Source organism: Rhodopirellula sp. MGV (assembly GCF_002251265.1).
Lineage (GTDB): Bacteria > Planctomycetota > Planctomycetia > Pirellulales > Pirellulaceae > Stieleria > Stieleria baltica_A.
Map to the genome: position 1 here is coordinate 225,077 of NZ_NPDI01000038.1, position 26,986 is coordinate 252,062.

Here is a 26,986-nt window from a genome sequence, read left to right on the forward strand (position 1 = left end):
ACTTGAACCTAGGACTATGCGAAAGATTCTGTTACTCGCCCTCGGGCTACTCTGCTGCGTACCTGTTCAGGCTGCCGATTGGTCGCCCGTTGCCGATTCGATGCTGACCCGCTGGGGAAAGCAAGTTCGCCCCGACAACGTTTGGGCACAGTACCCACGTCCGCAAATGAAGCGTGACCAGTGGAAAAACCTAAACGGCATGTGGGACTATGCCGTCACCGCGAGTGGCTCCGCCAAGCCCGACACGTTTGATGGCGAAATCCTGGTGCCGTTTGCGATCGAAGCACCCTTGTCCGGAGTCGGCAAACGTTTGGCCGAAGACGAGGCACTCTGGTACCACACGTCCTTTGACCTCAGCGATCTGAAACGCGACAGCGACTCGCCGATTCGATTGCACTTCGAAGCCGTCGACTACGCCTGTGATGTTTGGGTCAATGGCGAAAAGCTGGGCAGCCATATCGGTGGCAACCTGCCGTTTTCGTTCTTGGTTCAAAACTCAAAGGCAAGCGGCAACGAACTGGTCGTCAAAGTCATCGACGCGACCGACGCAGTGGGCAAGTACCAACTGCGTGGAAAACAAAAGGTGCAAAACAGAGGCATCTTCTATACGCCGGTTTCTGGCATTTGGCAAACCGTTTGGATCGAACCGGTCGCCGCAAACCACATCGAATCGTTGAAAGTCAGCGGCAGCGATCAAGGCTTGGTAACAGTCGTCGCCAATGTGGTCGGCGAATATCAACAGCTTCGAATCTCTGCAAAGGAAGGTTCAAAAACGGACACCACGATTGGCACGGCCAAGGGCGTTGAGCTAACGATCGACGATCCCAAGTTGTGGTCACCCGATTCACCAACGCTGTATGACTTGAAAGTCGAGTTGCTCGATCAGGACGGCAAGGTCCTCGATTCCGTTGACTCCTACGTCGGGCTTCGTACCGTCGGCAAACGCCGCGACGCAGATGGCAACTTGCGTTTGACACTCAACGGCAAAGACATCTTCCACTGGGGACCGCTGGACCAAGGCTGGTGGCCAGGCGGGTTGCTGACGCCGCCTTCCGAAGAAGCGATCACATTTGAAATCGACTTCCTGCGTGATGCCGGTTTCAACATGATCCGCAAACACATCAAGGTCGAACCGCGACGGTATTACTATTACTGCGACCAAGTCGGCATGTTGGTTTGGCAAGACCAGATCGAAGGCGGTGCCGGATTCCAATCCGAAGAATGGCCCAAGTGGCAACGTCTCGGCAAAGATCACCCCGCAGGCAACAAACCACAATCCTGGAAAGAAGGGGATTCACTGGACGCCGACTGGCCCGATGCCGCGCACGAACAATACATGGTCGAACTCAAAGGCATGGTCGACCACCTCTACAACCATCCTTCAATTGTTACTTGGGTTCCGTTCAACGAACGTTGGGGCCAACACCGATCGATGGAAGTCGGCGAATGGATCAAAGCCTACGATCCGTCACGCCATATCAATATCGCGAGTGGCGGGAACTTCTTCCCCGTTGGCGACATGGCTGACGAACACGTTTACCCGCACCCAGATTTCCCGGTCGATGACCCACGTTACGACGACTACGTCAAAATCGTTGGCGAGTTCGGCGGACACGGCTGGCCTGTCGCGGATCACCTTTGGGGCAGCAAACGGAACTGGGGTTACGGCGGTTTGCCCAAAACCAAGCAAGAGTACATCGAACGCTACAAAGAATCGATCGATCGCTTGGCAACGCTTAAATCCCAAGGCGTCGCCGGTGCGGTTTACACCCAGACGACCGACGTCGAAGGCGAAATCAACGGTCTGATGACCTACGATCGTGACGTGAACAAAATCGCTTCCGCGCATCTCCGTCAGATCGCCGAAGACAACGAGATCGTTGATGCGAAAGGCGATTTAACCGCCTCGCGTCCAAACATCATCGTCGTACTGGTCGACGACATGGGCTACTCGGACCTCGGTTGCTACGGCAGCGAGATCGACACCCCAAACATTGACGCATTGGCTGCCGGCGGATTGCAGTTCACGCAGTTCTATAACCAAGGCCGTTGCTGCCCGACACGAGCAAGCCTGATGACTGGTTTGCAACCACACCAAGCCGGCATCGGTCACATGACGTCGCCTCCCGGGCAGGCACTGGGAATCGAAGGTCCCTACCAAGGTTATCTCAATGACCAATGCACGACATTGGCATCGGTCCTACAAGACGCCGGCTACGCAACCATGATGACCGGCAAATGGCACTTGGGTGTGGACCGCAAAGAGTGCTGGCCGTTACAGCGTGGTTTTCAAAAGTACTACGGATGCCTCAGCGGTGCGATCAACTATTTCAAACCCGGCGGTGACCGTGGGCTGACCGAGGGCAACGAATTCATCAAAACGCCCGAAGGCTTCTATGCCACCGACACGTTCACAGACAAAGCAATCGAGTACTTGCAGGCCGCCAAAGAAGCTGACGACGACCAACCGACGTTCTTGTACCTGGCTTATAACGCGCCGCACTGGCCGCTGAATGCAAAGTGGGAAGACTTTCAAAAGTACCGTGGCAAGTACAAGCAGGGCTGGGACGCGATGATCAAGGCTCGCAACGAGCGTCAACGCGAACTCGGGCTTCTTGATCCCAACACCGAACCGGCGCCACACCCGGGACCGACTTGGGACAGTTTGAATGACAAGCAACACAACCGTTTGGATGCGATCATGGCGGCCTATGCGGGGTGCTTGGATTCGGTTGACCAGAACATCGGAAAGCTGATCACGCACTTGAAAGCCACTGGCGAATACGACAACACCGTGATCTTCTTCCTGTCGGACAACGGTGCCTGCCAAGAAGGCGGCGCCTTCGGAAATGGAACCGAAGCGATGGTCAAGAACCCACCGCTTGAAACCACAAACGGTGTTCGAATCGGTTTGCACTGGGCCGGTGCCTGCAACACGCCTTATCGCAAGTACAAGCACTTCGTTCACGAAGGTGGCGCTTGCACGCCGATGATTGCCCACTGGCCCAAAGGCATTCCGTCGGACACAAGCGGCAAGCTGGTCCACCAAAGGGCTTACTTGCAGGACTTCATGCCGACCGTCATCGAGCTTGCCGGTGGTGCTTATCCGAACGACGTCACCGCGTGCGATGGCCGATCGATGGTGCCGTTACTGGCGGGTGATCGCACAGGGATTCACTTCGACCCGATGTTCTGGGAGCACGAAGGCAACGCTTCGGTGCGAATGGGGCAGTGGAAATTGGTCCGGGAGTATGAGCACCCATGGGAGCTTTATGATCTATCGAACGATCGCACCGAGATCAACGACTTGGCCGAGCAGAAACCGAAGCTGCGAGATGACATGATTACGATGTGGGAAGACTGGGCGACCAAAACGGGCGTCATGTTCCCAAAGCGTTTCAACATGTACGAGTTTTTGCAAAAGAAGAAGCAAGCTGAGAAGAACTGATTTTGTCTGTGGTGTTGGTACCTATCGGGGCAACATCACACCTTCTTCAGTTGCGAAGGGATGCCATCACACGGGCCCGAAGACGGGTCCGTGATCTTGGCGTACAATTGGCAGCGTCCCACCACCAGAACTTGATGGAGCTGCCCTATCGATGGCCGAGAAAGAAGCTTGGTATAAGAAGTCTCACTGGCAAATTCTGATCGGCATGTTTCTGGGGCTGCTCTACGGCTTGATCGCCGCGGCAGCCGGATGGACGAAGTTCACCAATGACTGGATCGCGCCATTCGGCGTCATCTTTATCAACTCGCTGCAGTTGATCGCGGTCCCTCTCGTCGTTGCCTCGTTGGTGCTTGGTGTCGCGTCTCTAAGCGATCTCAAGAAGCTGTCTCGGATCGGTGGCAAAACACTCGCGATCTACATCACCACGACCGCGATCGCCGTCGTCTTCGGCTTGGTGATCGTTAACGTGCTGCAGCCCGGCTTGAAAGTGCCCGAAGCGGCCCGGATGCAACTGCAAGAACAGTTCGCCGGTGACGTTTCGGCAAAGGAGGCGGTCGCCGCCGACGTGCAAAACCGCGGGCCGCTGCAAATCTTGATCGACATCGTCCCGTCGAACTTTTTCGAATCCGCATCCAGCAACCGCAACATGTTGCAGATCGTGTTCGTGTCGTTGATGGTCGGAATCGGATTGATCCAGTTGGAAAAGTCCCAAGCCAAGCCGATGATCGATGTCTTGGAAAGCTTGAACCACGTGGTCATCCGACTGGTGGATCTGATTATGTTGTTTGCACCATTGGGTGTGTTCTCGTTGATCGCCAGGACGATCACGGACTTGGCCGGCGACGATTTTTCCCAAATTTTGCAGCTCCTTGCCGCACTCGGTTTTTACTGTATCGCCGTGGTGCTTGGTTTGGTGCTGCATGTCTGTGTGACGTATTTCGGTCTGCTAAAGCTGACGACCAAGATGCCGATCAAGACGTTCCTAAAAGGCATCGCCCCGGTGCAGTTGGTCGCGTTCTCGACCAGCTCCAGCGGCGCGACTTTGCCGTTAACGATGGAACGCTGCGAAGAAAAGCTGGGCGTGTCCGAAGAGGTTTCGTCGTTCGTCGTGCCACTTGGGGCGACGATCAACATGGATGGTACGGCGCTTTATCAGGCCGTCGCTGCCGTCTTCATTGCCCAGTCGATGGGAATGGATGTGGGGCTGTCTGGCCAGATTACGATCGTCTTGACCGCCGTGCTGGCGTCGATCGGTACCGCCGCCGTTCCAGGGGCCGGGATCATCATGCTGGTCATCATTCTGCAATCGATCGGCGTGCCAAGTTCCGGGATCGCGCTGATCCTTGGCGTCGACCGAATCTTGGACATGCTTCGCACTGTGACCAACGTCACCGGTGACGCATCTGTTGCCGTCGCAATCGCATCACTCGAAGGCCAACTCGGCGAACCGAGTGTCGATGAACCTGACTCGCACGTTCGCTTACACGGCGACGATCCGGCGCAACATGACGAGCCGGTATCGCAAGACTGATGGACGCTACGCTGCCTTGGTGACCGGTGCGAGGTAGGGATAGAGATGGATGCGTTTTGGCGACTGGGTTTCGAGCCGCCCACAAAACGCGTGAGGGCTGAGATGGTCTTCGTAGTAATCGATGACCGCCTGACGCATCGTTGCGATCTTTGATTCGGACATCGCGTTGATCCGCCGAACCGCGTCTCGCAAGCCCGTACGACCTCGATAGGCAACGCAATTGACGCCGTCGATCAAGTGTGGCGTGAACAGTGAATCGTATTCCAGCAACGGAATGGTCCCGATGGCAATCGATTCGATCGCGTTGTGCGAAAACGGATAATCACACCCAGGTGCTGCCACAAAGAAGCTGGCGTTCGACAGCAGACGCAACCACTGCGAAGCGTCAGTTCGATAGCGATCGTTGTCGATCATCACAAAGCCGTCATGTCGGTGTGACATCATCGTGTCGAGCTGCTGGTCCGATTCGATCTGAATCGTGTCACCCGAATAGCTGGCCAGCAAGTCATTGATAACGGTGTGTCGATCGACGGGCTGCAGCCGATGGTAAAAGCGGATTGTGTGATAAGCCTTTTGTGAACAGTGGCCTCCGAAAAATAGTCGCCATTGCCGCGTCTGATTCCTGTACGCTTCGAATCGGGCGTCTTCGTGGTTGTCCCAAATGAGCGGGTAAAAGCTGTAGGGGACTTCCAGATCAGTCGGCCAAACCGGTTCACGCGCGTTCGAAACCAGTTGAATCGTTTGGGTTGCTTGCGGGTGTTCACCACGATGATCGGTTAAACACAAATCGAAGTGCTGGTCGCTCGCAGCGTCGGTCAACGGTTCCGCAATTTGCAAGGCGCTGGCTTTGAACAGCCGATTGCCCGTCTGCAAAAACTCCAATCGCGGAACCAGGAAGACCTGATATCCGCCGCGTGACAAGAGCGACACCAACGCATGAAACCGTCGACCTTGTTCGCCATCACACGTGACCTTTCGCAGGTCTAACAGGCATCGCTTTTCCGCACTGCGTACCGGCGTCGCTTGATCGGTTTCGTGGATCCACAACCAATGATCGCGAATTTGCCGAGTACGTTTCAATCGAGCGAGCCATCGCCATTGTTTGACGCGATGTTCGATCGTGATTCGATAGGGACGGAAATGCTGCATTTCGGCAAACGGAATCGTGAAGGCCTCTCTAAAGTCGCACCCTAACTAGGGATCGCTGTTTCTCGCTAGTGCGAAATTGGCTTCGCGTGAAACCGCAAAGTTTCACGAAACCTCATGTGCTACGACATTCACCTTGGCCGTGTTGGGATCGCTACAATGACGGGTTCTCCCACCTAGGATGCCTGCCGTGCTCAACCAACGATTGAGTGGCCTTATCGCCGCTGCGTGCACCCCGTTCGATTCGACGGGGCAGATCAACACAGAACCGATTCCCAGCCTGGTCGATCATTTAATCGGCTGTGGGACGCAGGGGCTTTACGTTTGCGGAAGTACCGGCGAAGGAATCTCGCTTTCGACGGATGAACGGATGCGGGTTGCCGAAGCCTATGTCGCGGCAGCGAAATCACGGGTACCCGTGTTGATCCAAGTCGGACACAACAGTACCGCCGAAGCACGCCGCCTTGCTCAGCACGCTGCACAGATCGGTGCCGACGCGATCTCGGCGACTTGCCCCTCGTACTTTAAGGTCACCGATGCGTCCACGTTGGCAGCTTGCATGGCGGATATCGCTTCAGCCGCCGACTTGCCGTTTTACTATTACCACATCCCATCGCTGACCGGGTCGGCGATTGACATGCCGGAATTCCTGGGTGTTGCGGGATCCTCGATTCCGACCCTGGTCGGTCTCAAGTACACCGACACCAAACTTTTCGAATTCCAAGCCTGTCTCGAACTGGATGACAGACGCTTTGATGTCGTATGGGGATGCGATGAAATGCTGCTCGGTGCACTCGCGACCGGAACTCAAGCCGCGATCGGCAGCACCTACAACATCGCCGCTCCGCTCTATCGACAGATCATTGAGGCGACCGAGCAAGGCGACTTGGTGGTCGCAAGGAAATTGCAATCTTGTGCGGTTGGGATGGTCCGCGTCATGTGTCGCTACCCCTTTCATGCCGCTCTCAAAGCGGTACTCGGTCGCCAAGGATTTCCGATCGGTGCTTGCCGACTGCCGCTTCGCAATCTCTCGGCACAACAGGAAACGTCCTTGTTCGCCGACTTGGATGCGATCGGATTCTTCGATTGGTCCAACTCTTCGACGATGCCATGACTGGGGCACTGACGCCATTCGGCGGAAAGACTTTCGTGTGGTTGGGACTGGTCGTTGTTGCCGCATCGTTGACGCGACTTCAACATGCCAACGCTCAGCCGTCAGCAGACCGGAGTTTGTTTTCCTGGAGCGAGTTGCCGCCGTTGCCAGATCCCCTTGGCGTGGCTGGTCCCTTCGCCGGAGTCCACAACGATGCTTTGATCGTCGCCGGCGGGGCAAACTTTCCCAAGCCTGTTTGGGACAGCGACAAAGTCTGGCACGACTCTGTGTATGTGTTGCACCGTCACGAAGGCACACTGAAATGGCACACGGAGGGAAAGCTACCACGCAACGCCGCCTATGGTGCTGCCGTATCCTGTGATGACGGCGTGCTGTGCATCGGCGGCAACGATGGCGAACAAGCGATTGCGTCCACGTTTCTGTTGCAATGGGATCCCGTTAAACGACAAATCAATCGCGTGGACTACCCCGATTTGCCACAGCCATGTGCCTATGGTTCGGCAGCGATGATCGGCAACACCGTGTATCTGTTCGGCGGACAAGCGGACGCGGCGTTAAGCTCCGCAGGGAACCAGTTGTACGTGTTGGACCTATCTCTGAAAGACCAGCCAGAGAACTTTGCGTGGAAGCGGATGCCAGATTGCCCCGTTCCAACACGAGCATTCCATCTGACGATCGCCCAACACAACGGATTTCAAGATTGTCTGTATGTGATCGGCGGACGTCGCCAAAGCGGGCCTGCATCAACGGATGTCACGTTCTTGTCCGACGTTTGGGAGTTTCAACCGACGTCCGGACACTGGCGTCAACGCAGTGATGCGCCGCGACCAATCGTGGCTGGAATAGGCATCGGGATCGGACAAAGTCACATTGGGATCCTTGGCGGCGATGACGGTTCCCTGTTTTTTAAATCGGACGAACTGAAGGACCAGCATCCCGGATTCCCACGCCAAGCATTGGCTTACCACACGATCACTGACACTTGGACGAGCGCCGGCGAAATGCCCGCAAGCCATGTCACCACGATCGCAGTCCGATGGAATGATCAAATCATCATCCCCAGCGGCGAAGTTCGGCCTCGTGTCCGCAGTGCCAAGGTTTGGTCTGTCAAAACCGTTCGCTCTAAAGAACGATTTGGCTGGATGAACAACGCCGTGTTGGTCACCTATTTGTTGGCAATGGTTGGTGTCGGACTGTACTTCGCAAGAAAGAATCACAGCACGAACGACTACTTTCGTGGCGGTCAAAGTATCCCGTGGTGGGCGGCTGGTTGCAGCATCTTCGCAACGATGCTCAGTTCGTTGACGTTCACCGGAATCCCATCCAAAGCGTTTGCGCAAGACTGGGTTTACGCGGTCGGCAATTTGATGATTCCCGTCGTCGCGCTGTTGGCCGTGTTTGTCGCGATGCCATTTTATCGGCGAATCGATGCGACCAGTGCCTATGAATATTTGGAACGTCGGTTCAGCCGCCCAGTGCGATGGTTTGGCAGCGCGAGCTTTACCCTGTTTCATGTCTTTCGAATGGCGGTGGTGATGTCGTTGACCGGATTGGCCTTGGCAGTCGCGACGCCGCTGACACCGGCCCAGTCGGTGATGCTGATGGGTGGACTCAGCTTGTTGTACTGCACGATGGGAGGAGTCGAAGCGGTCATTTGGACTGACACGCTGCAAACTGTTGTGCTGCTCGGCGGGGCAGTCCTGGCCGTGACGCTTTTAATCATTGGTAGCGGCACCGACTTCAGTGGCGTGGTCATGATTGGAAACCAAGCCGACAAATTCTCGATGGTCAACCTGCACGGCGACGTTACTGGCACTTCAATCGCGCTATGGGTGATCGTGATCGGCGCGATTGCACAGAATGTGTCGTCCTACACCGCCGATCAAGCGGTCGTGCAACGATACATGACAACCGCAGACCAGCGATTGGCAGCCCGATCGATCTGGACGAATGCGGTGCTGACGGTTCCCGCGACGATCCTGTTTTTTTCGATCGGAACAGGTCTGTATGTGTTCTATCGGGCACATCCGGAAAAGCTTGATCCGACGATCACCACCGACCAGATTTTTCCGCTGTTCATCGCACGTGAGATGCCGATCGGGATTGCCGGATTGATCGTTGCGGGCGTCTTTGCTGCCGCGCAATCTACGGTTTCAACCAGTATGAATTCGGTGGCAACGACAATCGTGACGGACTTCTTGCGTCCCTGTCGAATGTGCCGCACAGACCAAGCTTACTTGCGTGTGGCGCAAGGCTGCACGTTGCTGGTCGGCGTGATCGGAACCCTGCTAGGACTGGCCTTCGTCGATCCCGAAATCAAATCCCTGTTCGATGCCTTTATCAAAGTCATTGGGTTGTTTATGGGCGTGCTCGGCGGACTGTTCATGCTGGGCGCGTTCACGCGTCGAGCAAACGCAACCGGTGCAATGACTGGCGCACTCGTTGGTGCCGCGATGATGGTCTGGCTTTGGCTTGGCACCAACGTCAACGGTTATCTCTACACGGCTTGCGGAATCACGACCTGCTTTGTCGTCGGATACATTGCCAGCCTGTTTGCCGCGACGCCCAAGCAAAGCCTCGCCGGGCTAACGGTCTACGACATGAGACGAGTGGGTTAGGCTTGTGCCGAACGCTTGCGCCGACGAATCGTTGACATCACACCGAAAGCGAGCATGGGGAAAACGATACTGGGTTCTGGAATTGCCGAAATTTGACTGCTTAGTTCACCAAAAAACAGATTCGCCAGTTTCTGATGCCCATACAGGTTTGGATGCACGCCATCGGAAATCAAATCCGTTGTCGGATCGAGCTCTGAGTAGTAATCGACGACGGTAATGTTGCCCATTTCAGCTGCGACGTCATAAATCGCTTGATTCATCATCGGGAATCGAACGTCATTTCGTTCGTTCACCCACGACTCTGTCCAATAGGACGTTTCCGGTGCTCGGTCGTAGCCAAATCGAGGCACCGTCGCGATGATGATCGACGTGTCCGGAGCGTTGTCACGGACCATCTGCAGTAGATCGCGATAGGTTTCTTCGTAGTATTCGCGATTCGGTTCTGCAAAGTGATTGTTGGTTCCGGCAAGCACCAACGTGTAGTCAGCTTGATAAAGGTTTACCGCTGGCCCGTACTCCGCTGTCATTCGCTCGATCGAGTATCCGCCGATGCCTTGGTGATCGTTGTCGCCAGCGCCTCGTTGAAATTCCCCGACAAAATCAAAGTCGATTCCAATCTGACTGAGCAAGGTGCCAAGCTCCTGGCGATAGGAACCTCGCAATTCAGTCTCTGGTGAACCGTTGTAGCCGGCTGTGATCGAATCACCTAGTGACATGATCTTGACAGGTGCGGCGTGACAAATGCTCACACCAAAGGTACAGAACAAAATCGCAATCAAAGACGCGTAGGGCATGCATCGCATGCACTTTAATGGAAAACGCACGAGGATTTAAGTCACTTCAAACGACAGAGAGGAAAATATCATAAGCCCTCCTGTAGGGCAGGTGCGACAGGCTATCTAGAGAGCTAATGGTGTCAAGCGTCCGGAATCCAAAAAACTGTCAATGTTAAAATTAGATATAGGCGGAAAATAACTGCGCGAATGCGAATTTTTGGGCGGGCAATAGAGCATCGTTTTATTGCTCATTTCTACCCCCCCCGAAGCGTTCTGCGCGGCACCGTTCTTAATGTGTTCCAGGCCGCCTGATTGCGCAGTTTGTTCGTTGAATCTGTGGCGTCGAAATATTGGCGCAAGTCGACGTGGGCTGAGACGCCTTTCTCTCACGTCGCGCGCGTCATCGCACAGCAATGTCAGGAAACGAAGTCACAGATTGATGGTTGAGGGATTCGTTTGAGACTTGGAAAAACATGCACAGTGATATGTGTCGAACCGTCACGCTAGGCTGGGCTGTTTCCTTACAAAATACCTACCGACGCAGTTGTTCACGCATTGTCTAGAAAGTGCCTTAAACGTTATTTATCGGTATGCCGATGCAGCTCAAGTCACGAGAGTATTGATCGATACTACATTTAAACGCAGCCTGTGATGAAGGAAGATTCACGACCAGACGAACAAGCTTCGGAGCGTTCCGATAGCACCTTAGTCTCACCGACGCGAGGACGCCGATTTGGCAAAGGCGCGTTCGTGTTCGCAATCTTCCTGGGCTTGTTGTTCGGTGTTGGAACCTTCACGTTCGGTTATGGAAAAGGCGCAAGCTACCTGAGCAATAACCCGCAATCGTGCGTTAACTGCCATGTGATGCAAGGTCACATGGATTCATGGCAACAGAGCAGCCACCACCACGTTGCTGTCTGTAACGATTGCCATCTGCCGCATGATCCGATCATGAAATGGGTCACCAAAGCCGACAACGGCTTCTTCCACTCTCTCGCGTTCACGATGGGCGGTTTTAAGGATCCAATCCAAATCAAGGAGCGGAACCGCAACGTCACACAAAGCACTTGCATCGATTGCCACAAAGACTTTGTCCATCCGCTACTGCCGGCGACCAACGGTGGTGACATGCAATCGTGTATCCATTGCCATGCCGACGTCGGGCATGCTGGACGTTAACAAGCAACTTCGACAACTTTCGGTAACATTTTCACCGGCAACCACAGGGCATCCAGTCACATGGCTTCAGATCAAAAAAGCGGTTTCAGTTGGCTCGTCTTACTGACGGTGCTCACCGGCGCGGCAACCTTTGGCGTGATTGCCTTGCTGGTCAACATCTTCGAACGCAAGCAAGAAGCCCGCGCGCCGTTCACAAAAGTCGTCGAGGTCAGCGAAGTCAGCTCTGACCCAGAACCCTGGGGGCTGAACTTCCCACAGCAATACGAAGATTACTTAAAAACGGTGGACGATCCCTACACCGATTTTGGCGGCAACCATGCACTACCGCCAAGTAAGCTGGAAGTAAATCCGTGGCTCGTGCGTCTGTTCGCCGGATACGCGTTCAGCAAAGACTATCGCGAAGCACGCGGCCACGCACACATGCTGGCCGACCAAGAAGTCACTAAGCGGGTCACCGACGTCCAACAATCAGGTGCCTGCCTTCATTGCCACGCTTCCATCATTCCGACCTACCGGCGCATCGGTCTTGAAAAACTTGGCAAAGACGCATCGGTTGCGAGCTTGGCAAGCGGTTTCCAGCAAGAGGCCGTCATCGCCGGGTTCCAAGAAGTCAGCCAAAAGAAATACGAAGAGGTTCATGCCGAAGTTGAAAAAACGGCGGACGGCATGGACCCGATCAGTGGTGACCCACACTTGGGCGGCGCTCACCCGGTGTCCTGTATCGATTGCCATGACCCCGACACCATGCAAATCCGTGTGACTCGTCCCGGGTTTATCTTGGGAATCGACAAGCTAGCCAAAAGCGATGACCCGGTTCCCCATCTGCCCAGCATCAAGCAATGGCGCGACAAGGGAAGCAAAGGCAACTACGACCCGAACACGATGGCCTCGCGCCAAGAAATGCGAACGTTCGTTTGTGGCCAATGCCATGTTGAGTACTACTGTGCGAACAAGATGACGCTCACGTTTCCGTGGAGCAACGGCTTGAAGATGGAAGACCTCGAAGCCGAATGGGACTCGACGAACTTTCCCGATGGTGGCGAGTTCTATGACTACGTTCATAAAGAAACCGGTACCAAGGTCTACAAGGCACAACACCCCGAGTTTGAACTTTGGAGCCAAGGTATTCACGCCCGAAGCGGTGTCAGCTGCAGCGATTGCCACATGCCTTATGAAAAAGTCGGCGCGACGAAAGTCAGCAGCCACTGGGTTCGTAGCCCGATGATGAACATCAACAAGGCTTGCCAAACGTGCCACAACATTCCCGAAGAGGAAATCAAGGCTCGTGTCGATTTGATCCAAGATCGCACCAAAGGCCTGATCGATCGCGCCGCATCCGCAATGACCGAAATGTTGGACGCCATCATCGCGGCACAAGAAGCCGGCGCGACCGAAGAACAACTTGCCCCGATTCGCAAGCTGCAACGCAAAGCGATGTGGCGACTGGACTACATCGCAAGCGAAAACAGCAAAGGATTCCACGCCAGCCAAGAGTCTGCCCGGATCCTCGGTGAGTCAATCGATTACAGCCGACAAGCGATCGCCGCTTGTCTGAAGCTAGCCGCAGGCGAACCCGTTGCGACAGCCGAGTAACCTAGCAAGCCCTAGCGGATGTCGATGGCCAACGGCGGATGCCAAAACTTGCGTTCTGCCGTGTAGTACAAGTACGCGCGGCTAGCAGGAGCGGTGTATTGCCCCGGGATCTGTGCCACACAGGTAAACGAGAGTTCTTTTGATTCCTGAGGAGCCAGCGTGCGCCAGTAAAGTACGACTTCACGGCCACGCAACTCGTAGTAATCGATCACGCCATCTCGTTTCTTCGCGTCCAAGCTCTCGATCACCGGCTCAATTCCGCCCGGCAATCCGATCACCGCGACGCTCATCGGTTGGCCTTCCGTCGATCGATTTGTGAGCTCCATCCGGACGTTGATCGAATCACCCGCGACGACCTCGGTGGGTGACGGTTTGTTGGCAAAGTCGACCGACAAGTCAAGCACGCAATCCGGGTCGCTCTGTGGGGATCGCGTTTGCCCTGAAAGCTCGACAACAAAGGGCAACGCTGCTTCATCGGACGATCGCAATTCGATGGTTGGCGTGGAATCGGATTCGATCAAGCTGCAACTCTCACCCGGCAGCTCGTACACAATGCCATCGCGTCCCGCGTTTCGCCATTCGATCGTGTCTTGAACCTCACCATTGATCAACAATTGAATCTGGCCTCCGTCGACACCACGAATCTGTTGATGCACCTTCACGAGGGCTTTCAGTGCGAGCACCGTTGCCTGTGTCGAACCAAAGCCGCCGCCCCTGCGGTTGGCCAGCAACCAATCACTTGCACGCCGGATGGCATCAAGCTTCGCGGGGTCAGAGTGCATCGCCATGATCGCCAACGATGTGGTTTCAACTGTTCGCGACAGGCCACCGCTTTGGGTGATCGTCGTCTGTCCTTCAAACTGCCCACTCGCTTGCTGCATTTCAATCAATCGGTCACGAAGTTGTTGGGCAGCCGTTTGCCGGCCGACGTTTTGCAGCGTGATTGCCGATAACGCGATCAAGTAGGCGTCGCTTGACGTATTCGCGGCGTTTTCCAAATGGTCGATTTCGCGGTCCAGTTCATTTGCCGTGCGTGCCCCGTCGCCGGCCGCGATGTCCGCTTCTGAAAGCGCCCACAGCACATACGCGTTGACAACGTTCTGATCGACAGACCAAGCATGAAGGTGACGCGGGTTGCGTTCGAATCCGCCCATCCCATCACGACGCCCCAGCAACCACTCACGTGTCCGCTGCATCATCGTTTGGTCAACATCGATGAACTTTGCCATCTCCGCAAACTGCATCAGCCCGAATGCGGACAACGCTTCGTGTCCCGGGTCATTGCCAAACCATTCGTACCCCAAGTCGCGACATTCATAACTGGTTAGCTTTCGATAGCCACGACGTAACAGCGATTCGATTCGGCGCCGTTCGGAATCAGCGACGACACCGTCAACTTGCATCAGCTGGAACGCCATCACATTGGGATAATTGGTTGACGAGGCCTGTTCAAAACAGCCGCGTGGCTCACGCAGCAAACTGTCTAGTCCACGACTGATCTGCGACTGTGTCCCCGGCATCAACTGTATGGTTCCACGCAGACTGCCTGTGCGGATTTGGTCGGGTAGCTTCAATTCTGAGCGGCTGGATTTCACCAGCATGCCAGAGGCCGATGTTGTGAACGGATACCCGTCGGGGACAACACGCACGAGTCGTTCGATCGAATCTTGGCTGCTGTGCGAGGCGTCTCGCACCGCAAGACGAATCGGTGTGTCCCTCGCGTGAGCCAAGTCTTCGACCGAGATCGAAAAACGTTCCTGGGTCCGTCCACCGCTGTCGACTTGAATGGTTGCGGCGTCCCGTTGCGATTTCAAAGCGGTCCCGGTCACCAGTTCGATCTGAAACTCGCCACCGGCGGCTCCGGAATTGACCAAGCCCACGGGTAAATCGATTCGATCACCACCGGTGACTTCCAGTGGAACCTTGGCATCAATCTCCAGCGGCACCTTCGTCGTGACCGATCCGCTGCCGCTGCCCAGACGCCCATTCGACGTGTGCCCTTCGACTTCCACTTTGAACATCGTCAAGGAATCCGACAGGTCGAAACGAATGCTCGCCGTTCCCGTCGAATCGGTCACCATCAACGGATTCCAGTACAGAAGTTCTGCGAAGTCCGATCGTACGCCATCTTCACTTGGGCGATGGAAGTGCGAGTATTGCCGAATCGGAAAACGCAACTCCTCCATCAACTTGTCTGCGATCGCCTGCGTGTCGATACCGCGTGATTTCGCGAACTGCCGCAGTTGTTCGTCTGTGATTTGATGTTCGATTCCCGCTCCGTCCGGTGCTTTCGCCGATTGTCCGGATCGTGGAATGAAAACGTTGATCACCCGTCGTGCAAAGGAAGGTCCGCTGCCGATTTCCGCAGCCTCGTCACCTTGTGGATCTGGCTTGCGACCTTGATCAACATTCATCGCAGCACCCGGCTGGTTTCCAGCTTGTTTTGGTGCCGCATCGGAAAATGCTTGTCGGTTCGCGCGAGAGTCAACGGACGGGTGTTTTTGGCCGCATCCGATCAGCGTGATTGCCAGCAGCAACATCGGACCGACTGCGGGGGCGAATGACTTGCGTGGCCTCAAGAAAAACACAATCAGCCAAATGAATCCGATCAGCATCAGTGTGAACCGCACATCGGCAAGGAACTCGTGCCAAATTTCGTTCGCTCGAATGCGATAAGCGATCAGTTGTGAACGTAGCGTTTCGGCATTGGATCGACTTTGACCTGCCATCGTTTTTCGCTGGCCGTCCAGTTCCAACAATCTGACTAACGCATCGCGAAACGTTTCGTTGAACTGCTCAGGGTTACCGCTGACAAACCGCCGCCACCCCTGTGTGCCAAGCAGTAAATCCAAACTTACCGCCGCTTGTGGCTCATCGCTCAAGTAGATGTCGGCATGCTCAAGGTCTTCAGGAGATTCGACTTCGCTGGTCAAGTAAAAGTGTGTTTTGATCGATGGCAATTCGTGTTGGCGAAGGCTGAGCGCCGCATCGTCGACAACACTAACACCCAGCACCGCCCCCGGAACCGGCGCATCGTTTTCGTCGGTCACCGCGATCGTCATCCGCACCGGCTCACCCGGTGTCCGGTCCCCATCGCCATCTTCCAAGGTTGTCGCAATCTTCAGCTGCTTCGTCCCTCGGCGATATACCAAGCGTTCGACAAGCGGCGTGGTGGATTCGTTTTCCGTATCGGCTTCCAAGACAGTGACGCGTATCACTCCCGAAGCACGTTCTTGGACCGGAACGATCACATTCGTTTCACCAACATCGAGGTCGATCGTTTTGACACCGATCAATTCGCCGCGGCAAACGGCACGGACCACGCACCGTCGCTGCTGAAGCGATCGGATCGAGACCGCGATCGACTCGCCAGAAGCAAACACGCCGCTGCCGGTTTCCATGACTGGCTTGTCCTCGACGGCCGTAGGCAACCAAGGCGTTTGGCTGATGTCGAGCGGTTTCGTCACTCTGAGCGAATAGCGCATCCCGACTTCGGGCTTAAATTCGAACTTGCCCATTCCGTCACGCAGTGTTTCGACCGTTGCCACCACACGACCGGCTTGCGAAAGGACCTCACCGGCCAATTCGATCGGTTTGCCGTGCGTGTCACGAGCGGCAAAGTAAACCCGATTGTCCAGCCCCGCCACCAAGTAGCCGCCTTCGGGAAAGAAATCGACTTCGACGCGACCGGTATGAATTGGAATCGGGCGTGCTGCCGTTTCAGTCACTGAACCGTCGTCAATTGCAATCGACAAGTTGCCCTCGCCGGCCCGCAAGAAACTCGGCAAGTCAAATTCGATCGCGATCGTCCCATCCAACTCCACCGTCGCAGTCGATTGATAGATCGTCTGTTCGTCAACGATGGCTTGAATACGGGCCGCCGCCCCGACAGGAATCTCGTCGTTGGCTCGGCGAACCGAAACCGTCGCGCTGACGCGATCACCGGCAGTGTACGATCGCTTCGCAAATTGGAGATCCGTTTTCAAACGCACGGCGCGATAGCGGCGGACTTCGATCTCGAACGCTTGATCAGGGAAGAACCCGTCCAAGCTCTTGGCAACGACTTTGTACGTTCCACCCACTGCCGTTTCAGGAATCTGGAACACGCCGTTGCCGACCCCGCGTTCGGTCACGCCTTCGTTCGCCGCACCGCTCACCAGACTGCCACTCGGGTCCACCAGCTCGTAGCGGATCGGGACTTCCGTTTGAGACGTCATCGTTTGTCGGTTCAGCGTGACCGAGCGAAAGAAGACTTGCTCGCCTGGACGATAGACCGGTCGATCGGTTCGCAAATAAGTCAAACACCTTGTCGGTTCCAGTGGCACCGACAAGCGGACCTTGCGATCACTCGAACGACCGGTCCAAGCATCGATTTCCAACTTTGCATCGATCGGGATCACGACTTCGTTCGGGATCTGAATCCGGGCCGGGTGATCGGCACTCGTTTCAGCTTTCCCACTAAACAGCACCGTCCCGCGTGAGAGCACTTGGAATGAAATCGACGCAGGGACGATCGGCATCGCGGATGTGTCAAAGCCGCCGCCGACTCGGACGTTGTCCTCGGTCGTTCCGTTCGGATTGACAATTACCAAGAACTCGTTGCGACCTGTCGATTCATCACCGACGACTGGTTTGACGACCAAATGGAATGGATCTTCCGGGCGTGCGGGAAGCTTTTTCCAATGCCCGATCCCGCTGACCGCGATCAAGACCACGGCGGCAGTCACAAACGACACCAACCACAGTTTCACAAAGCGACTACGTGGCGGAGTCACACTGGACTCTGGTTCGCTAGTTTCATCCAGCGGCGGGCTGACGGGCGTTCCGACAAACTGGTAATCAACGGACGGTGACGAGTGAACGCCCACTGGTGGTTCGTTAGACGCATCCAGCTTCGCCGCTTGTGCGATCTTGCCGACCATCACCAACGTCTCGGCCCAACATGTGGCGACATCAGACTCGGTTTCGATCCGGCCGCGAAGCGTTTCCGCTTCGTCGTCGTCCAGCAAGCCGTAGTGCAGTTCCAACAGCAACTGTTTCAGCTCGTCGTCGTTTGGCGAGTCTTGCTTGGAAGGTTGATTCAAGTTCATGACAGGTCTCCTACACTTTCGCGTAGCTGACGGATGGCCGAACGCATCCGTGTTTTGACCGTTCCCAATGGGATCGACATGGCCTCGGCGATTTGCGGATAGGACAGGTCACCGTTTTGACGTAGCAAAAACACCTCCTGCTGTTCCGGCGGCAGTTTCGCCACCGCACAGCGCAGCCGTTGCAGCTGTTCGTCTTTGATCAGCCCTTCAGGTGGGCTTTCAGAAGTCGACGTCATCGGGAAGTCCTCCGGAGAGGTGTGATCGTGCAATGGAGTTCGCCGACGATTCCAAGCCGTCTTCCGAAAATCTCGCCCGGTATTGAGCGCAATCCGGAACACCCAAGCTTTTAAATTTTGGATTTCGTCCAGCTGGTGCCGGTGATGCCAGCACTTCAAAAACGACTCTTGCAACGCATCCCGCGCGTCTTCCAAATTTCCGACGACATAAAACAGAGTGCCAAGCAGTTCGTCGGCACAGGAATCGAAAAACTCCTCCAGACGCGCGGTGTACGCATCTTTCGGGCTTGTTGGCAAGCTTTCGATCGATTCCGGATCGTCGGTCATGAAGGGGATTCCACAGCAGAACAGCGTTGTCTGCTAATACAGACGAGCCAACGCGGCGGGCGGATTTCCCCTGTCGAAACTTTTTTGGCTCGCCGGCGGTCTGACGCCTCGATCAGTTGTCGCCCTTTTCCTTGCGAGCCCGCTTTTTCGCTTCCAGCAAGCGTTCGGTGTAACTCGACGGGCCCGTCTGTTTAAGATCCGGTTTCGCGCCACCCAGCGTCGGTTTGCCGGACGTTCCGCCAAGATCTGACAAGTCGACTGGTGCGTCACCCGATGATTCCACCGAAGTCGGTTCGAATCGCACACTCGCGCGTCGCTTTTCCAAGTCCTCGTCCAGTTGTGATTTGTTTTTGCGAAGGGCATCCAATCGGGTGACAGCTTGGGCAGACGTATCGTCCTCGCCACGAAGTCGTTTGATAGTCCGACCGACCCACGCAAAGTCGAACGCGATTCGGCGAACCATCACGTCGCCCAAGAACAAGCAGCACGCCCCCAGCACAAACCAGGGCCACGCGTCACGGATGCTTCGCGCGAGTGCCAGCCCGCTACGAAATGGGTCAGTCGCAATCAGGTCTTCGCTGGCGACGGATTCCAGCGGCGGCGTGATTTGTCCAAGGTCGCCGCCATCGGGTTCGGTTGAGGCAAGCGATTCGATCAACGCCATGTTGGTCTCACGCACGCGGTACTCGTCACTGTACGGCACCGTGACTCCGGTCCGCAGCGGTGACGCCCCGGCGCCCGGGACGACGTTGACCAAGTAACTGCCTGCGGCGGTCGCCGGGAAAGATCCGACGTAGCGTCCTGGTGCCGTTTGACGCATGGTCAGTGGCAACGGGGTCAGATTCGGATCAAGCGCCGTGGCGTTCATCTCCAGAAAATCTAAGAACGAATCGTCGTTCGCCAACGCGTTCACGACGACTTGGACCTCACCGTCTTTGACTGCTGTTGCGATGCTGAACTTTCCGGTGTCGCCTGTCGGCCGCATCAGCCAACGCACCAACTGGCTGTGGAACTTTTCATAGTTGTCCCAGTCCGTCCAGCTGCCTGCCCATCGCGCACCGGCGTCAGTGGTTAGCACCGCGGTGCGTCCCAAGCCATACGTCCATGCGGCCAAGATGGTGGCGTTCTCTGGTTGTTCCGGCTGCGGCGATTGAATCAGGACCTGTGCCAGCGGGCTGTCTTTGGTTTGCGTCATCACAAACCCGGTGATCGGCGGCAAGTTCCGATCGATGCCGTCCAACATCGCGTGTGGGAAAACCACTTGGGGAATCAAGCCATCCGCCGATTCGAACACCAACGGTTTGCTGACCCGGCGAGCTTCGTGCTGAAAGATCCTCGGCAACGCTCGACCGCTTTTGACACTGTAATACTTACCGCCGGTTTGGTTGGCGATCTGCTGCAACCGTTGGCTGCCCTGCATGCCGTGCGAAGCAACCGCGACGGTACTGATCGTGACCTTCCCACTGACAAATGCGCCTAGCGTGTTCGGGTTCGGCGCGCTGGGGTCGCCGTCCGAGATGATGATGCAGTGTTTGACGGACGCCGGAACGTTGTTCAGCGACTTGACCGCCATATTCATCGCCGGGTCAAACTGCGGCATGTCACCCGGTGTCATTCGACTGACACGCGACAGCATCACGCGGCGATTTGGGCCGACTTCGGCAAGCCCCGACCAACGTGGATCGCCACCCCAAAGCCACGCATCACCTTGAAAATTCCAGTGCAGCACACCGGCAAAGTCCGACGTGCCGAGCTGCTCGATCGCCGCTTTGCAAATTTGCTTTTGCCAATAGTTCCCGTCCGCCATCTCGCTGGCGTGCATGATCAACGCCAAGGCACCGACTGCTTGAACCTTCGCGTTCTTGATTTGGAAATCGACCGGCATCGCCTTTTCGATTTCGGTTCCCGTCCATCCGCCCGCACCAAAGGCTTCGGGGCCACCGATCATCAACAAACCGGCGCCAAGTTGCTGCGTGTTGCGAACGAGCATCTCGATTTGCTCGTCGCTAAACGAAACGATCTCGTTGTTGCTGCTGCCTGTCGTTCGCGGAACACCAGCCAAGATCACTGCGTCGTATGCCTGCAGCTCGGCGAGCGATCCGAACAGGCTGTCGTTGGCTTGCGTGACGACTTCGATGTTGTTGTCGCGTAAACGGTCGATCAGCAAGCTGAAATCACCTGCATTTTCGCTGTCTTCGATCAGCAGCACGCGTCCTTGCCCGCGAACGTGCGTGTACGCAGTTGCCGAGTTGTTTTGCCGTATCCCATCGTCATCGCGACTGTCTGGAATAAATTCGGCTTCATAAACGTACGGTGCAGGACGATCGATCGTGTGCCGCAGCGGAAAGACGTTCTTGCCGGCGTCCAGCGTGATCTCGCTTTCCAGCAGGATCGTCTCTTCCTTGCCTTCCATTTGCTTGACGCGGATTCGGCCCTTCGTTGGCCCCGTGCTCGCGTCACCACTGGCTGTGTTGTTGTCGGTGTAGTTATTGATAACGACGCGAGCTTCGAACGGCTGGCCTTTGCGAATGTCGGTCGGCAAGTCGATCTTTTCGACCAACACCTCGCTCTTCGCATCCAACAGCACTGGCACGACATCGATCCCGATTCCTGCCGCAGCGACACGGGCGACCAACTTGCGAGCTTGGCCAAGGTTTTCGTTGCCGTCGGTGACCACGACCACACGCCGCGAGGTGTCTTCGGGCATCGTGGCTTGTGCCAAGTTCAATGCCGATTCGAGGTTCGTCGCGTCACCACGCTCCATCAAGCTTTCCAGCCGACGCAGGCGGATCTCGTCGTCAAACGGTGGGATCTCGACCGACGCATCACGCCCGAACACGATGATGCCCGCCTTGTCACCACGGCGAGCGTCGCGGTGGCGTTTAACGTTGCGAACGACATAGTCCAGCATGACTTGCCGCTTGGCCACCGGAATACTCTCCGATTGGTCCAGCACGTACATCACCGTGATACGGTCGCTGACACGGACCAATTGAACACCGGCCAGTGCGAACACCAGAACGGTCCAGACCAATGTCCGGATCGCGAGCGCCAGACCGCGGCGAAGTTTTCCGAGCACGCCCAGGGATTCGTAGCCCAAGTACCACAAGATCGGCAAGCCGAGCAGTAGCCACAGAAACGCCGGGTGCTCAAAACTGATTCGATAAGGAAGCATCGCTCGAAAAGACCCGCGAAAGATGGTGGACGACACGCCCCTACATCATATCGCAAAGCCTCCGGCGAATCATCCGCCATCGCGCCCTAAAATCGCGGCGATGGACGGCAACGCAATGCCTGGAATTTGCAGCTACGTCCGCCGCCAAAACGACGGGAACACCAGCACCAGGACGCTGAACACTTCGACGCGTCCAAGCATCATCAACCAGCAGAACAGGAACTTTGCACCCTGGCTGAATCCGGCGTAATTCTGAGTCGCACCGACAACCCCAAGCCCCGGACCAATGTTGTTCAGCGTCGCGGCAACGGCACTCGCACAGTCCAGCAACTTCTCGTCCAGCTTGCTGTCCTCAACGCTGGTCGGGTCGGTCGCGTCGTAGCCCCAGGTCGAACTCGGCTCGAACGTCACCAACAACATCCAAGACGCAATGAAGATCCCCAGGATCAAACAGAAATAAACCATGATCCCACGCAACATCGCCGGGTCGTCCGCCGTCGCATTGCCAATCCGGATCAGCCGCACAACTCGCGGGTGATACGACAACTCGATCTCACGACGCAGAATCTTGAAAAACAGCACGTGGCGGATCACTTTCATGCCGCCGCCGGTGCTGCCCGCACAGCCGCCGATAAACATCAGCACCAGCAATGACCCACGCGCAAAGTTATTCCAGCGGTCAAAATCCGCGGTGCCGTACCCCGTCGTCGTCATCACCGAAACGACTTGGAACAGACCGTTCCGCAAGCCTTGCCAAAACGTCTCGAATCCGAGGTCTTCGGCGCGAAGCCCAAAGAATAGGATCCCCGCCGTCGCGCCAACAATGATGCCCACATAGGTTTGGAATTCGACATCGCCAAACATCCGTCTGGGGCCGCCAACCAACGTCAGGTACAACAACGTAAAGTTCGTGCCGGCCAAGATCATAAACACGATCGTGGTGTACTCGATCAACGGACTGTCAAAGCCGCCGAGTGATCGGTTGTAGGTACTAAACCCGCCGGTCGCCATGGTCCCAAAGGCATGGCAGAGCGCATCGAATAACGTCATGCCTTCGACCATATAGACGATGGTCAGGATCACGTTCAGGCCGACATAGATTCCCGCGAACACAAGTGACGTGTGTTGCATCCGCGGCATACTGCCTTCTTTACTCGGCCCCGGCATCTCCGCTCGCACCATCGCTTTGCCCGCCGAGCCTTGGCCTAGGATCGCGACGAACAACACCACAATGCCTAGTCCGCCCAAGAAGTGCGTCCAGCTTCGCCAAAACAAGATGCAGTGCGGCACGACGTCAGGCGTTTCCAGATCAGTCAGGATCGTCGCCCCGGTGGTGCTAAAGCCGGCTTGGGCTTCGAACATCGCCTCGATAAACGTGATCGGGCGGCCTTTCCAAATCTGCGTGCCGCTTAAGTAAAACGGCAGCGCCCCCAAGATCGTTGCCAATAACCAGCTTAAACCGACCACCGCCATCGCCTCTTTGCGGAACAGCGGTTTGCTTTTGCGAGTGCGTCCGGCAATCATCAGAGCCGCGCCCACAAGCATGCTGATCGCCATGCTGAGCACCAAGCCACGGATGCCAGCATGTTCAACCGACTCGGCCTGCGGCAAATGGGTCCGATTCGCCAGCACCGGAAAGGCAAATGGCAAGCTGAACGCCATCGACCCGCCGATCAACAGACAGATCGCACCGAGAACTCGGCTAAGCAGTCGAAAATTCAAAGGTCTCTTCTTCCCATCACCCGCATGACGCAAGCCAGCAGTTTCGTGTCATCTCTTCTTCCGCTTCCCATCAGCCGCCCGGCGCTAGCCAGCGGTTGTGTGTCTTTTCACTCTCACTTCCATCAACCGCCCGGCGCTAGCCAGCGGTTCCGTGTCTTCGCTCCCTGCTCCCAACACCAACCAAATTGTAGTACCCACCCACCGATTTTCGCGATGGGGCAATCCGACCGCTATTGGCATCCCAATTGCAATTGGGAACCCTCCAGTCTCGAACAGCCCTTCCCCAGGGGATGAACGACGACCGGCAATCGGCGCTGGAGGCGGCGCCGGTTGCCACTTTTTCAACTTCTCACGCGTTCTTTCGCGTCCAGTCCGGCCGCCCTCGCTCCGACCAGCGTTCTTGGGCAGGAATCACGCTCTCGTGTTGGTGTTTCAAACGACCACAGCGTTGTGCAACTTTGCGTGAAGCAATTTGCAACACCCGATAATCTTGCACCGGATCACGTTTTGTCGGTCGAAATTGCCGACATAAAATCGATAACCTTTCATCCGCTTTCCTACTTATTCGCTGAGCAACGCTGGTGTGTGGACGATTTAACTTGAAAACCCCCGCGGCCGCATGGACTCAAGAATTCCTGCCGCTGTGGAATGAAGACGAAATTGCCGAACGCGCCAAACAGCTCGCGATCGTCCCACGCTACAACATCGCCCCGACGCAGCAAATATCTTGCATTCATGCCGGCGAAACGAAACGCCAATGGTCGACCTTTCGCTGGGGATTGGTCCCGTTCTGGTCGAAAGACATCGCGATCGGGGCTCGCATGATCAACGCCCGCAGCGAAACGGCCCACGAGAAAAAATCGTTCAAAACGCCGCTGCAGCGCCGTCGCTGTCTGGTGCCCGCCGACGGCTACTACGAATGGCAGAAAACGCCCGACGGCAAACAGCCACACGTGATCGAAAGCACTTCGGGAGCAGTTCTCGCAATGGCGGGACTTTGGGAAGAGAACAAGAACCTCGGCGAACCCGGCCAACCGCTGCGGACCGTCACGATTCTGACCACCGCTGCCAACGCGGCGCTCAATCCGATTCACGACCGCATGCCCGTCTTCATCGACCCGGCGGACTTCAGCGAGTGGCTTGACCCTGCGATGGAAGATCTCGAGCAGATCAAGCGTTTTTTAACAGCAGCTGAAGACCAAACGCTCACCGCCCGCCCCGTCTCCACCATCGTCAACAACGCCCGCAACGACACCCCCGACTGCCTCGCAGCTCCCTAAACGCAGGCCATCCGCATTATTTCCCAACCCAAGGGACTCATCGCTTCGTCCACTACCAAGCCCGCACCACTCCAAACCATTCCAAACTGGCTCCCCTCGCCGCCCAAACTTGTTTGGGGGAGAGGGGGTGAGGGGGCCAAGCAGCATTCCCGACGGCTTCCCAAACCAACCTCACCACAGGCCGTAAGCAACCGCTCGCTATCGCGGATGCGGCTGATCGAAAAAACTCAGCACCGCAATTGATTGCAAATTGCAAACTGAACATTGCAAATTTCAAATTGGCTCCCGCCAGCGTCCCTCAACTCGACGGACTCATCGCCACTCCCCCCAAGCGGCCATGCCTTCGCCGAAGGGGCAGGATAGCCGGATCGGGATTCTTTCACTACGATCACGGGCTGAGAGCGAACCGGTTTTTCCCGCGGCCGGTCTGTGCCGTACCGTTGCTTTCCCCATTCTCGATTCCCTTTCGAACCTCTCATGAGTCACCGATTCTCCAACATCGAAACCGCCCCGCCAGACGCCATCCTGGGGCTGACGGAAGCGTTCAATGCCGATTCGAATCCCGACAAACTGAACCTGTCTGTCGGCGTCTACAAAGACGAATCGGGCAAAACGCCGATTCTGCAGTCGGTCAAAGCGGCTGAGAAAAAGATTTTGGAGACCGAGGCGACCAAGGGGTACCTGCCGATCGACGGATCGCCAGACTACGCCGCCGATGTTCGCAACCTGGTGTTCGGTGACACCGTGCCTCAAGACCGCGTCGCCGTGGTGCAGACGCCCGGCGGAACCGGTGGACTTCGCGTCGCCGCCGACTTCATGCGGACTCAGCTTCCCCAAGTCAAAATCTGGATGCCCAACCCGACTTGGGCCAACCACCCCGCGATTTTTACCGCCGCGGGCGTGCCTTCGGACACCTATCGCTACCTCGCCGACGACCGCACGTCACTCGATCTCGACGGGATGCTGCAAACCTTGCGAGAATCGGCATCTCCAGGTGATGTGGTGTTGCTCCACGGTTGCTGCCATAACCCAACTGGCATCGACCCCACGCCAGAAGACTGGAAACAGATCGCCGCGGTGGTTCAGGAAAAACAACTGCTTCCGCTGATCGACTTCGCTTACCAAGGTTTCGGTGACGGCATCGAAGCCGACGCGACAGGACTCCGCACCGTGCTCGCGCACACCGACGAAGCCCTCGTGTGCACCTCGTTCTCCAAGAACTTTGGTTTGTACAGCGAACGAGTCGGCGCGATCTCGTTGGTCGCCGCCAGCGCCGCCGATGCCACCGCCGCTCGCAGCCAACTGAAGCGTGCCGTGCGGACCAACTACAGCAACCCGCCACGCCACGGCGGTTCGATCGTCGCAACGATCCTGAGTGACGAAGCGTTGACGGCGCAGTGGAAAGAAGAGCTCGAAGCAATGCGGGTTCGGATCACGCGACTTCGCGAGCAATTTGTCGAGACAATGAAGACGACCGGCAAGGGCCACGACTTCGAGTTCCTGCTTCGCCAGAAAGGCATGTTCTCGTACAGCGGTTTGACACCGATGCAAGTCGACGAGCTGAAAGCCAAGTACGGCATCTACATCGTCGGCAGCGGCCGTATCAACGTCGCCGGCATGTCAGAAACCAAGATGCAGTACTTCTGCGAATCCGTCGCCTCTGTCCTCTAGACAAAACGACCACCAATAACATCAGCCAGCGGTTAAACGCAATCACTTTGCCCTCCCATCAGCCGCCCGGCGCCAGCCAG

The 26,986-nt window shown here is 56.4% G+C and carries 14 protein-coding genes; 8 read left to right on the plus strand and 6 right to left on the minus strand.

Going from position 1 to position 26,986, the window contains the following annotated elements; all coding sequences use genetic code 11:
- Positions 1-16: 16 nt before the first annotated feature.
- Together CGZ80_RS13575 and CGZ80_RS13580 are read left to right on the plus strand one after the other, a co-directional pair.
- Entirely contained in the window at positions 17-3,448 is a 3,432-nt protein-coding gene (locus CGZ80_RS13575) for a sulfatase-like hydrolase/transferase (protein WP_094415205.1), read from the plus strand.
- Positions 3,449-3,599: 151 nt separating this feature from the next.
- Positions 3,600-4,979: a dicarboxylate/amino acid:cation symporter gene (locus CGZ80_RS13580; protein ID WP_094415207.1), complete on the plus strand. Its 1,380-nt coding sequence runs from the start codon at positions 3,600-3,602 to the stop codon at positions 4,977-4,979.
- A 6-nt stretch (positions 4,980-4,985) separates the two neighbouring features.
- Here CGZ80_RS13580 and CGZ80_RS13585 read toward each other — a convergent pair whose 3' ends face one another.
- Positions 4,986-6,128 (minus strand): hypothetical protein, encoded by a 1,143-nt coding sequence (locus CGZ80_RS13585; RefSeq protein WP_094415209.1) that lies wholly within the window; start codon positions 6,126-6,128, stop codon positions 4,986-4,988.
- Between the two features lie 178 nt (positions 6,129-6,306).
- Between CGZ80_RS13585 and CGZ80_RS13590 the strand changes: the two genes are divergently transcribed.
- Entirely contained in the window at positions 6,307-7,239 is a 933-nt protein-coding gene (locus CGZ80_RS13590; RefSeq protein WP_094415211.1) for a dihydrodipicolinate synthase family protein, read from the plus strand.
- Complete coding sequence (locus CGZ80_RS13595) at positions 7,236-9,857, plus strand: sodium:solute symporter family transporter (RefSeq protein WP_094415213.1); 2,622 nt, start codon at positions 7,236-7,238, stop codon at positions 9,855-9,857. Before CGZ80_RS13590 ends, CGZ80_RS13595 begins: the two co-directional genes overlap by 4 nt.
- Here the strand turns inward: CGZ80_RS13595 and CGZ80_RS13600 are convergent.
- Positions 9,854-10,681, minus strand: coding sequence for an SGNH/GDSL hydrolase family protein (locus tag CGZ80_RS13600; protein ID WP_143543915.1), 828 nt, complete (start codon positions 10,679-10,681; stop codon positions 9,854-9,856). The genes CGZ80_RS13595 and CGZ80_RS13600 overlap by 4 nt on opposite strands.
- 603 nt (positions 10,682-11,284) lie before the next feature.
- Between CGZ80_RS13600 and nrfH the strand changes: the two genes are divergently transcribed.
- Positions 11,285-11,812: a cytochrome c nitrite reductase small subunit gene (nrfH, locus tag CGZ80_RS13605; RefSeq protein WP_094415217.1), complete on the plus strand. Its 528-nt coding sequence runs from the start codon at positions 11,285-11,287 to the stop codon at positions 11,810-11,812.
- Positions 11,813-11,872: 60 nt separating this feature from the next.
- A complete protein-coding gene (locus tag CGZ80_RS13610) occupies positions 11,873-13,405 on the plus strand; it encodes an ammonia-forming cytochrome c nitrite reductase subunit c552 (protein ID WP_094415219.1) in 1,533 nt (510 codons plus the stop codon).
- Between the two features lie 11 nt (positions 13,406-13,416).
- Here the strand turns inward: CGZ80_RS13610 and CGZ80_RS13615 are convergent, their stop codons facing one another.
- From CGZ80_RS13615 to CGZ80_RS13630, 4 genes are all read right to left on the minus strand, one after another.
- Positions 13,417-18,495 carry an MG2 domain-containing protein gene (locus tag CGZ80_RS13615; RefSeq protein WP_094415221.1) on the minus strand — a complete coding sequence of 1,693 codons (5,079 nt, stop codon included), beginning with the start codon at positions 18,493-18,495 and terminating at the stop codon, positions 13,417-13,419.
- Complete coding sequence (locus tag CGZ80_RS13620) at positions 18,492-19,058, minus strand: RNA polymerase sigma factor (RefSeq protein ID WP_094415223.1); 567 nt, start codon at positions 19,056-19,058, stop codon at positions 18,492-18,494. The genes CGZ80_RS13615 and CGZ80_RS13620 overlap by 4 nt, the downstream gene beginning before the upstream one ends.
- Positions 19,059-19,170: 112 nt before the next feature.
- The gene (locus tag CGZ80_RS13625) at positions 19,171-22,233 is read right to left on the minus strand and encodes a VWA domain-containing protein (protein ID WP_094415307.1); all 3,063 of its coding nucleotides are present in this window, start codon (positions 22,231-22,233) and stop codon (positions 19,171-19,173) included.
- A gap of 132 nt (positions 22,234-22,365) precedes the next feature.
- Positions 22,366-23,895: a TrkH family potassium uptake protein gene (locus CGZ80_RS13630; protein WP_094415225.1), complete on the minus strand. Its 1,530-nt coding sequence runs from the start codon at positions 23,893-23,895 to the stop codon at positions 22,366-22,368.
- A 641-nt stretch (positions 23,896-24,536) separates the two neighbouring features.
- On the opposite strand from CGZ80_RS13630, the gene CGZ80_RS13635 reads away from it, so the two are divergent.
- The gene (locus CGZ80_RS13635; protein ID WP_158222689.1) at positions 24,537-25,235 is read left to right on the plus strand and encodes an SOS response-associated peptidase; all 699 of its coding nucleotides are present in this window, start codon (positions 24,537-24,539) and stop codon (positions 25,233-25,235) included.
- 477 nt (positions 25,236-25,712) lie between these two features.
- Positions 25,713-26,906, plus strand: a complete 1,194-nt coding sequence (locus CGZ80_RS13640; RefSeq protein ID WP_094415229.1) for an amino acid aminotransferase — start codon at positions 25,713-25,715, stop codon at positions 26,904-26,906.
- Positions 26,907-26,986: the final 80 nt, after the last annotated feature.

Excerpts from the sequence above, each read along its gene's own strand:
- nrfH (WP_094415217.1), top strand. The coding sequence starts at position 11,285 with ATGAAGGAAGATTCACGACCAGACGAACAAGCTTCGGAGCGTTCCGAT.
- CGZ80_RS13590 (WP_094415211.1), top strand. The coding sequence starts at position 6,307 with ATGCCTGCCGTGCTCAACCAACGATTGAGTGGCCTTATCGCCGCTGCG.
- CGZ80_RS13620 (WP_094415223.1), bottom strand. The coding sequence starts at position 19,058 with ATGACCGACGATCCGGAATCGATCGAAAGCTTGCCAACAAGCCCGAAA.
- CGZ80_RS13625 (WP_094415307.1), bottom strand. The coding sequence starts at position 22,233 with ATGCTTCCTTATCGAATCAGTTTTGAGCACCCGGCGTTTCTGTGGCTA.
- CGZ80_RS13615 (WP_094415221.1), bottom strand. The coding sequence starts at position 18,495 with ATGAACTTGAATCAACCTTCCAAGCAAGACTCGCCAAACGACGACGAG.
- CGZ80_RS13585 (WP_094415209.1), bottom strand. The coding sequence starts at position 6,128 with ATGCAGCATTTCCGTCCCTATCGAATCACGATCGAACATCGCGTCAAA.
- CGZ80_RS13595 (WP_094415213.1), top strand. The coding sequence starts at position 7,236 with ATGACTGGGGCACTGACGCCATTCGGCGGAAAGACTTTCGTGTGGTTG.
- CGZ80_RS13580 (WP_094415207.1), top strand. The coding sequence starts at position 3,600 with ATGGCCGAGAAAGAAGCTTGGTATAAGAAGTCTCACTGGCAAATTCTG.
- CGZ80_RS13630 (WP_094415225.1), bottom strand. The coding sequence starts at position 23,895 with ATGGCGTTCAGCTTGCCATTTGCCTTTCCGGTGCTGGCGAATCGGACC.
- CGZ80_RS13610 (WP_094415219.1), top strand. The coding sequence starts at position 11,873 with ATGGCTTCAGATCAAAAAAGCGGTTTCAGTTGGCTCGTCTTACTGACG.
- CGZ80_RS13640 (WP_094415229.1), top strand. The coding sequence starts at position 25,713 with ATGAGTCACCGATTCTCCAACATCGAAACCGCCCCGCCAGACGCCATC.
- CGZ80_RS13575 (WP_094415205.1), top strand. The coding sequence starts at position 17 with ATGCGAAAGATTCTGTTACTCGCCCTCGGGCTACTCTGCTGCGTACCT.